Origin of the sequence: Nocardiopsis sp. TNDT3 (assembly GCF_003427465.1) — a bacterium.
Classification (GTDB): domain Bacteria; phylum Actinomycetota; class Actinomycetes; order Streptosporangiales; family Streptosporangiaceae; genus Nocardiopsis; species Nocardiopsis dassonvillei.
The window spans coordinates 1-8,278 of record NZ_QPFC01000064.1; the positions used below are offsets into that span (position 1 = coordinate 1).

Consider the following 8,278-nt stretch of genomic DNA (forward strand, 5'->3'; position numbering starts at 1 on the left):
GCCCGCGTGGGACCACAGCCGGCGCAGCAGCCTGCCTGCCAGGCGTGGGGCGGGCACGGCGGCCGCGTTGAGGGCCGTGCCGACGAGACGGGTGGTGTTCACGGGGGGCTCTCTTCCGGTGGGGAGACTGGCGCCATAAAATTATACGAACGATCGTATTATTTGTTTGGCATGACGCCTCCGTCAAGAGGCTTGTATCCTGATGGCGTAAACGACCGACCGTTCACTCTTCGCCCCTGCGGGCGAAACCCGGGGGAAGGGCGCGTATGACCGCACGGACCGACGGACGGCTGCAACGGGGCGACCAGACCCGCAGGGCCGTGCTGGAGCACGCGGTGCACACGGCGTCGGTGGAGGGCCTGGAGGGCCTCTCCCTGGGGCGGCTCGCCAAGGAACTCGGGGTCAGCAAGAGCGGGGTGTTCGCCCACTTCGGTTCCAAGGAGGAGCTGCAGCTGGCCACCCTGGAGGCCGGACGCGCCGTCTTCGTCCGGCACGTGGTGCGCGACGCCCTGGAGGTGCGCCCCGGAGTGGAGCGGCTGTGGCGGCTGTGCGTGGACTGGATCGGCTACTCGCGCGGGCGCGTGTTCCGGGGCGGCTGCCTGTTCTACACCGCCATCGCCGAGTTCGAGTCCCGGCCCGGGCGCGTCCGCGACGCGCTGCGGGAGAGCAGCCGCCAGTGGCGTGACCTGCTCGCGCGCACCGCGGAGGACGCCCGCCAGCTGGGCGAGCTCTCCGAGGGGGCCGACCCCGCGCTGCTGGCCTTCGAACTGCGCGCCTTCATGGAGACCGCCAACTCGTTCTCCCTGCTGGAGGACGACCTGGAGACCCCCTACGCCGCCGCGCGCGCCGCCATCGCCGCCCGCCTGGACTCCCTGGCCGTTCCCGGCGCCCCGCGCCCCTGGGCCGGACCGGTCAACCGGTGACCGCGCGGCCCTCCTCCCGGCGCGGGCCGGTGAAGGCGCCGACGAGGCGGGCCACGACCGTGGTCAGGAACAGCGTCCCCACCACGCCCTCGGCCGCGGACAGCGAGCGCGCCCACGCCGAGACCGGCACGACGTCACCGTAGCCCGTGGTGGCCAGCGTGACGTAGGAGAAGTAGACGAACTGCTGCCAGGTGACCCGGGCCCCCGGGTGCGCTGAGTCGGCGAAGCTCCCGGGCCACAGGCTCTCCAGGGCGCCGAACACCGTGGTGAACAGACCGCCGAGCAGCAGGTAGACGCACACCGCCGCCAGGACGATCTCCAGCTCGTGGGTCCGGCTCCGGCGGTAGACGAACCGCAGCAGGGAGTACATGAGCGCGAGCTGGAAGGCCGCTCCCGCCGCGAACATCGACACCAGCGCCGCGCCCCCGCCGCCCGTCGCGCCGACCCAGGCCGCACAGCAGAGCAGCGCCGCGCCCGTGGCGGCGGTGGGGGCGATCCGGTCGTGCGCCCCGCGCACCAGTACGACGCCGGAGAGCACCACGCCCACGTAGGCGACCAGGTAGAGCCCCGTCCAGACGGGTCCGTGGAGGGTGACCGGGTACCCGAACTGGAGCAGGACCACGAACACCAGGAACGCCCCCAGGCGCACGGGACGCCCCGGACCGCCTCCTGCTCTGCGCACGGTCCCCACTCTGGCACGACCGCTCCGCGGGGCGGCGGAGGCCGCGCCGGACCCCGGTGCGGACCGCACGGCGCGGGCGCCCGGGTCCGGGTCCGGCCCGCGCGGCGCGGGTCAGCTCCGCCCGCAGATCTCCCTGGCCCTGCGCAGGTCGCCCTGGATACGGGCGACGCCCGACGTCAGCTGCGGCAGCTGCGCCGCCGCGCCGTTGAGCTCCTGGGAGCGCTGGTTGCGCCGGGCCACGCCGCCGGAGACGACCCGCACGGTCACCTCCAGGGCGATGGCCCCGACCAGACCGAGCAGGCCCACGGACATGAGCAGACCGGCGGGCCCCTCCAGACCGTTGCCCGTCGCCATCCCGACGAGCAGACCGGCGGGGATGCCGAAGACGGCGAACCGGCAGAGCCGCAGCCCCAGGAGCAGGCGCTCCTGGAGCCTGACCCCGCGGCGCAGGTCGGCGTGGTCGGCGCTGACCTTGTTGTGCCGGGTCTCCCAGCTCCGCCGCTGCTCGGCCAGTGACCGCATGGTCGACAGGGCGCCGTAGACCACGGCCCCGTACCCGGCGCTGACGGGCGTCGGCGCGCTCTCGACGCGGCCCCAGAGGATCGACACCCACTCCCCCAGGCCCGTGTCGCCGCCGTCGCCGGGCGGCACCAGGCGCTCGGGGCGCAGCAGGAAGGCCAGGATGAGGGCGGCGCTCACGTTGACGCGCGCCGCGCGCCAGCCCTCCAGTTCTCCGGTGAGCTGCTCCTGGAAGGCGTTGGCGGCCCGTTCGGCCTCGTCGAGCTCATCGGCGAGCCGCATCAGGTCGGCGGAGTCGGCGCCGTGGTGGGCGCCCATGGTCCTGAGCACGCTCGGGCGGGCCATCAGGACCATCTCGTTGGCCTTGGGCGCACCGGTGAGCAGCGGGCGCGGGTCGTCGAACATCTCGCCCAGCTCGGCCACGGTGGCGCCCCGGCCGCGGAAGATCGGCGGCAGGTCGGGACGCAGCTGTGAGACGAACGAGGCCAGCGCCAGGTTGGCGTCGTTGTTGACGTGTCCCCGGAACAGGGACCGGTCCACCGTGGTGTCGCCGAGGTCGTTGACGAGCCAGGCTCCCAGGGCCGCCCGTTCGGCCGGGTCGCTGAAGACCTGGACGGCCGCGCTCCAGTTCTGCTGCATGGCCTCGGCCAGCTCGCCCGGGTCGGTGAAGCGGATGCCGTGGAAGTGGTACGGGGGCACGCCCGACCGGTACGGCGGGGTGTGGGGGCCGCTCACCGCACCCGTCTCGAACGCCCGGGAGTAGGGCGGCGGGGTGTGGGGACCGCTCACCGCGCCCGCCCCGGACGCCGGGGTGTGGGGCGGCGGGGTCGTGGAGTACGGCGGCGCGGACGGCGGCGCCAGACCGGCCGCGGCGGTGCCCGAGGCCATCTGCGTGTAGGCGCGGGTCGCGTCCGCCCTCGCGGTGTCCGCGGGAGCGACCCGGGTCGGGTCCACCGGGACCGGAGGGGCCACGCGGGTCGCATGGGTCCGCGGGTGCTCATCGGGGGCCACGCGGGTGGGGTCGGTCTCCACCCGGGTGCGCGCGTCGGCCGGAGGCAGGACCCGGGTGCCGCCGTCGCCCGTCGCCGGACGCGCGGCCGTGCCCTCGGCGGGCGCGGAGATCAGCAGGTTGAGCAGGGTGGTGGCGTCGGGGCGGCGGTCGGGGTCCTTGTCCAGGCAGGAGCGGACGATCCCGGCCAGCGGCTCGGTGAGGGGGCCGAGGTCGGGCTCGCCGCCCAGGATGCGGGCGATGCGGGAGGCCTGGGTCGGCCCGGGGAAGGCCTCGTGCCCGGTGGCGGCGTAGACGATCACCGACCCCCAGGAGAAGATGTCCACCGCCGAGGTCAGCCGCATGCCCTCCAGCTGCTCGGGCGCCATGTACCCGATCGTGCCCACCACACCGCTGGCGGTGACCGAGGTGCTCTCGACCGCGCGGGCGATGCCGAAGTCGATCACGCGCGGCCCGTCCGCGGCCAGCATGATGTTGTCGGGTTTGAGGTCGCGGTGCACGACCCCGGCCGCGTGGATCGCGGCCAGCGCGGTGGCGGTGGAGACGGCCAGGCGGTGCAGTTCGACGCCGCTGCGCGGGCCCGCGGTGGCCACGGCGCGCTGGAGCGTGGGACCGTCGATGAACTCGGTGGCGATCCACGGCTCGGCGGCCCCGGGGTCGGCGTCCAGGATCGCGGCGATGCAGAACCCGCTCACCCGCCGGGCCTGCTCGACCTCGGTGCTGAAGCGGCGGCGCATCTCCGGATCCCCCGCCCAGCTGGCGTGCAGGATCTTGACCGCGGCGCGACCGCCGTCGGGGTCCTCTCCGAGGAACACCTCGCCGAAACCGCCGCGCCCCAGCGACCGCACCAGCCGGTACTTCCCCGCCGTGCGGTCGGAGGGCTGACCCGCCCCGCCGCTGCCCTTCTGGACGTGCTGGTCCTCCACCAGGCCACCCCGTATCCGTCGTCATCGCTTCCCCCGGCGGACCCATGACGGGCCCGTGGGAACTATAGCCACGTTTCGGTCGGCCCGGACCCGGGGACATGGGCGGGCACCGAAGTCCCGTTCCCTGTGGTCCGATGCCGTGCGGGGGCGAAACGTTCTCTCCCCGTGCCCGTCCGAATACCTCTCCGCCTCACGGCCGGACCGTCAGCGGGCCCGCCCCCGGGGCCGGTGGTCGCCGCGCTGGACGCGCTGGACGAGGTCGTCGGTGAGCGTGCCGTAGCCGGTGGCGGCCCACACGCTCTCCTCCGCGGGCACCTCGTAGTAGGGCACCGGCGCGCCCTCGTGCTCGGCGGGCAGGACCACGGGACGCGCCCGGTTGCGGACGGCCTTGGCGCAGTCGGCGCACAGCGGGACGCGGATGGTGCGCGTCCCGCCGAACTCCCGCCAGGGCGTCACCTTGGTGTTCGTGCCGTGCAGCGGGTTGGCGTAGCAGTGGCGGCGCCGGACGGCGGAGCGCGCGCCCCCGGCCGCGCTCTCCAGCGCGTCCTCGGCCATGTCGAGCAGCACGAGCACGCCCACGGCGTCGGGCAGGGTGGCCCCCTCGGCGGCCATCCGGTCGTGGACCGCCGCGGCGGCGGAGCGGGCGTCCAGGGCGCGCTGGAGGCTCTGGCCCGACCTGGTGTCGGACCCCTGGTCCGCGTCCATGCGGCTCAGGCGCTCGCCCACCTCGATGAGGTCGCGCTCGCCCTGTTCGACCAGGGAGTCCAGCTGGGCGCGGTCGGCGTTGTCGAAGGCCGCGTGCTGGGTGATGGAGGCCGCCCTGCGCCTGCCCACGCGCGCGGTGAGGCGGCCGCGCACGAACAGCGCCAACAGGATCGCGAGCAGGACCGCGATGACGGCCCCGACCGCGAACAGCGGGCCGGATCCCGGACCGCTCCCCTGCCCGGCGTCCCCGCCCATGCCGGTGATGTGGGGGTTGGCCTCCTCGTAGGACCGGAGGGCCGCCTCGTAGGCCGCGCGCGGGTCGTCGGACAGCGCGGCCTCCACGGCCGCGTCGGCCTGCTGGAGCATGGAGCCGTCGAAGTCCGTCCCGTAGGAGGCGGCCAGGGCCCCGTGGTGCGCGGGGGCCGCCTCCTGGACACCGGGACCGTAGTCCTCCCCGTGGAACCCCGACACCTCGTCGTAGGCCAGGTAGTGCGCCTCGCCGCCGCCCCTGCGGTCGTGCACGACCGACACGAGCGTGGCCGCGTCACCGTTCCAGACGTCGCCGGACGTCAGGGGCACCGCGATCACGTACAGGTCCAGGTCGGAGGACTCGATGACCCCGGCGACCCGCTCCTGGTCCTGGGCCGGGAAGGCGGACTCGTAGGCGGGGTCGACGTAGACCGGCGACTCCTCCAGCGCGTCGGCGATGGCCTGGGTGCGGTCCTGTGGGCTTTGGGCGCCGGGGTCCTGCGCGTCCGACTCCTGGGCCAGGGCACCGGTCGCGGGGTACAGGAGCAGCACGGCGCAGGTCGCGGCCAGCGTCCGCGCCGCGTACAGGGCCGGTGGGGAATCAGCGGGCATCGATCTCCTCCAGGAGCCTCTCGGCCATACGCGCGGGGTTCTTGGCCCCGAAGCGGTACTCGACCCACGCGCGTTCGTTCATCGACAGGTGGTCCCGCCGCGTCCCCGCGCCGTCGCGCACGCGCAGCAGGGCGGCCGTGCGCTGCTGGTCGGTCAGGTCGGCGCACGCCCGGCACACGGGGAACAGGCCCCGCCGCTCCCGTGGCCCGGCGCGTTCGAACGCCTCGGCGGGGCCGTGCAGGGGGTTGACCATGCACGGGGAGGTCTCGGCGGAACCGGGGTCCGCCAGGGCGGCGTGCGCCCTGCGGGAGACGACCGCCACGCCGACCAGGTCGAGGTCGTCGGGATCGGCGTCCATGACCATCAGCGCCGCCTCGACGGGGGGCATCATCGAGACGGGGAGGCGCCCGGCCCGGTCGGAGGAGACCAGGGCGGCCAGCCGCGCGCGCTCGCGCTCGGCCGTGCGGCGCAGGGCCCGCGGGGAGGGCTGGACTCGGCGCCGCACGCGCGAAGCCCGTACCAGGGCCGCCGTCCCCAGCACCGCGCCCAGCAGGAGCGCGCCGACGACGGGGCCCAGGAACAGCACTCCGGCCCAGAAGTCCTCCCAGAAGCGCGTCGTCCGCGGTTCGGGCACGGTCGCCGAGCTGTCGTACGGAGGCGGCGGGTCCCCCGCCTCCGGGTCGCGCGGAACCTCCTCCACCGCCTCCAGCAGCAGGGCGAACTCCTGCGCCGGGGTCATGGCCGCGCCCTCGTCCAACGCCTGGCCCAGGTAGTAGGAGTCCAGGTCGGTACCGAAGGCGAGCACGGTCGTCTCGGGCGTCTCCTCGTAGGACTCCTGGGTGATGACCGCGTAGACGCCGTCCTCGCCCAGGACGTGGCGCATCGCGTGCGCGAACCGCGCCGGGTCGCCCTCGCTCTCGTCGGTGTCGGCCATCGGCAGGAGGACCGCGTACACCGGGACGGAGGAGCGCTCCGCGCGCTCGGCGACGTCCGCGAGCCCCTCGCGGGACAGCGGGCTCAGGGGGTCCACGTAGAGGGGGCCGCCGCCGAGCCCGTCCACCACCCGTTCCACGCGCACGGTGGAGGTCACGTAGGGCGGCTGCGACCGGGCCTGCTCCAGGGGATCGGGGCGTTCGCTCGCGCCCAGGGGCACGCTGTCCATGTAGTACAGGGCTCCGGCCACACCGGCGGCGGGCAGGGCCAGTCCGAACACCGAGGCGACCGCGACCGCGGCGACCGTGCTGCCGCCCCTGCGGCGTGTCCACCACACGTGGCAGAGGGACAGGGTGAGCAGCGCGCCGGTCGCGGTGCTGACCAGGAAGCCCAGGTTGCTGGGCCCGACCGACGTGGTCGGGTCCAGGTCCTCCAGGAACTCCTCCCAGGCCGTGGGGCTCCGGTAGGCGTCCTGCTCCGCGGAGTACTCCTGCCGGAGGCGGTCGGCCGTGGCCTGCGCGTCCGGGTCGGTCAGGGCCGCCGTGAAGGCGTCGGCGACCTCGTCGAGCGGGGCGCCGTAGTAGTCCAGCCCGGAGGAGTAGCGCACCGCGTCGGAGGCGGCGTCCACCGGCAGGTCCGCGCCCGCGGCCCGGGCCAGGGGAACGCTGTCGGGCTGGAGCAGGACGTAGAGGCCGTCCGCGCCGACCCGGTCGATCAGGGCGGGCAGCATGTCCCCTCCCCACCGCGGCTCGGTGCCGGGGAAGGGGCTGGCGACGACGTGGTAGGGCACGTCCAGGGCGCCGAAGGAGTCGTGGAGGTCGGCCTCCAGCTCCTCCAGGTCGTAGCGGCCTGCCAGGGCGTCGTCCACGACCACGGCGGCGCCCTCGGGCTGTTCGGCGAGCAGGGCGGCGTAGTGCTCCGCGGGGGTCACGCGCTCCTCGCGGGTCCCGGTTCCGGGCTCGGGCTGCGCCGAGGCGGGGGCGGCTCCGAGGACAGGAAGGAGGATCAGCAGCGCCGGGAGGACGACGGCCGACATGAGCCGGAGGAGGGGGCTGGTGGGGCCGGGCATGCGGTGAGCATAGCGGAGGTTTACGGACATCAGCCGGGGTGGGACCGGTCCCCGGCGGCGGACGCGGACGGGTCGGGAAGGCCGGGAGGCCCCGCCCCGCAGGGGGTCCGGACGCCGCGCCCGGCGGCTTCGGTACGCTCCGCACACGCTTTTTTGCTGAATGTCCCGATTTTGGAGTTTAGTCAGCTTTCTGGTGTTCCCCCTTGGCCCGTCCGGCCGCAGGCTGGGAAGCGGGGAGAACGCCCGGTGGTTCCACGCGCTTTCGCACCTCGCGGACAGCGCCGACCTGCGACCGCCCGCACGGCGTCGGAGTTCCCCGCACCAAGCCACGAAGGGAAACCCACTGTCATGCAGAAGAAGACCCTGCGCCGCATCGCGATCACGGCCGTCGCCGCACCCGCCCTGGCGTTCGGAGCACCGGCTCTGGCCTCGGCGGACGCGTACTACGAGGTGGAGTCCAGCGGCGCCAACTCCCACGGGGCGTACAACTACGAGCTCGAGGCCTTCGCCGGTGACGGCAAGTCCTGGTTCGAGGAGTCCTTCAACGTCGCCGGCAAGGGCGGTGCCTACTCCTCCAGCACGGAGAGCGGCGCCGGCTAGGGTCGCAGGCTCACGATGACGGCTCCCGGCGCCGCACGGCGGCGCCGGGAG

6 protein-coding genes are annotated in these 8,278 nt (G+C 74.5%); 2 read left to right on the forward strand and 4 right to left on the reverse strand.

Going from position 1 to position 8,278, the window contains the following annotated elements:
• Window positions 1-266: 266 nt before the first annotated feature.
• Window positions 267-923: a TetR/AcrR family transcriptional regulator gene (locus tag DQW06_RS01820; RefSeq protein WP_117197846.1), complete on the forward strand. Its 657-nt coding sequence runs from the start codon at window positions 267-269 to the stop codon at window positions 921-923.
• On the opposite strand, the gene DQW06_RS01825 is transcribed toward DQW06_RS01820, so the two are convergent.
• The 4 genes from DQW06_RS01825 to DQW06_RS01840 all read right to left on the reverse strand — a co-directional run bounded on the left by DQW06_RS01825 (window position 913) and on the right by DQW06_RS01840 (window position 7,627).
• Window positions 913-1,605, reverse strand: a complete 693-nt coding sequence (locus DQW06_RS01825) for a potassium channel family protein (protein WP_232051680.1) — start codon at window positions 1,603-1,605, stop codon at window positions 913-915. The two genes, DQW06_RS01820 and DQW06_RS01825, sit on opposite strands and share 11 nt — an antisense overlap.
• Before the next feature lie 111 nt (window positions 1,606-1,716).
• Window positions 1,717-4,059, reverse strand: a complete 2,343-nt coding sequence (locus DQW06_RS01830) for a serine/threonine-protein kinase (RefSeq protein ID WP_117197847.1) — start codon at window positions 4,057-4,059, stop codon at window positions 1,717-1,719.
• A gap of 204 nt (window positions 4,060-4,263) precedes the next feature.
• On the reverse strand, window positions 4,264-5,625 hold the full coding sequence (locus DQW06_RS01835; RefSeq protein ID WP_117197848.1) for a hypothetical protein: 1,362 nt from the start codon (window positions 5,623-5,625) through the stop codon (window positions 4,264-4,266).
• Complete coding sequence (locus DQW06_RS01840; RefSeq protein ID WP_117197849.1) at window positions 5,615-7,627, reverse strand: hypothetical protein; 2,013 nt, start codon at window positions 7,625-7,627, stop codon at window positions 5,615-5,617. The genes DQW06_RS01835 and DQW06_RS01840 overlap by 11 nt, the downstream gene beginning before the upstream one ends.
• A 348-nt stretch (window positions 7,628-7,975) precedes the next feature.
• Between DQW06_RS01840 and DQW06_RS01845 the strand changes: the two genes are divergently transcribed.
• On the forward strand, window positions 7,976-8,227 hold the full coding sequence (locus DQW06_RS01845; protein ID WP_013153881.1) for a hypothetical protein: 252 nt from the start codon (window positions 7,976-7,978) through the stop codon (window positions 8,225-8,227).
• Window positions 8,228-8,278 lie beyond the last annotated feature (51 nt).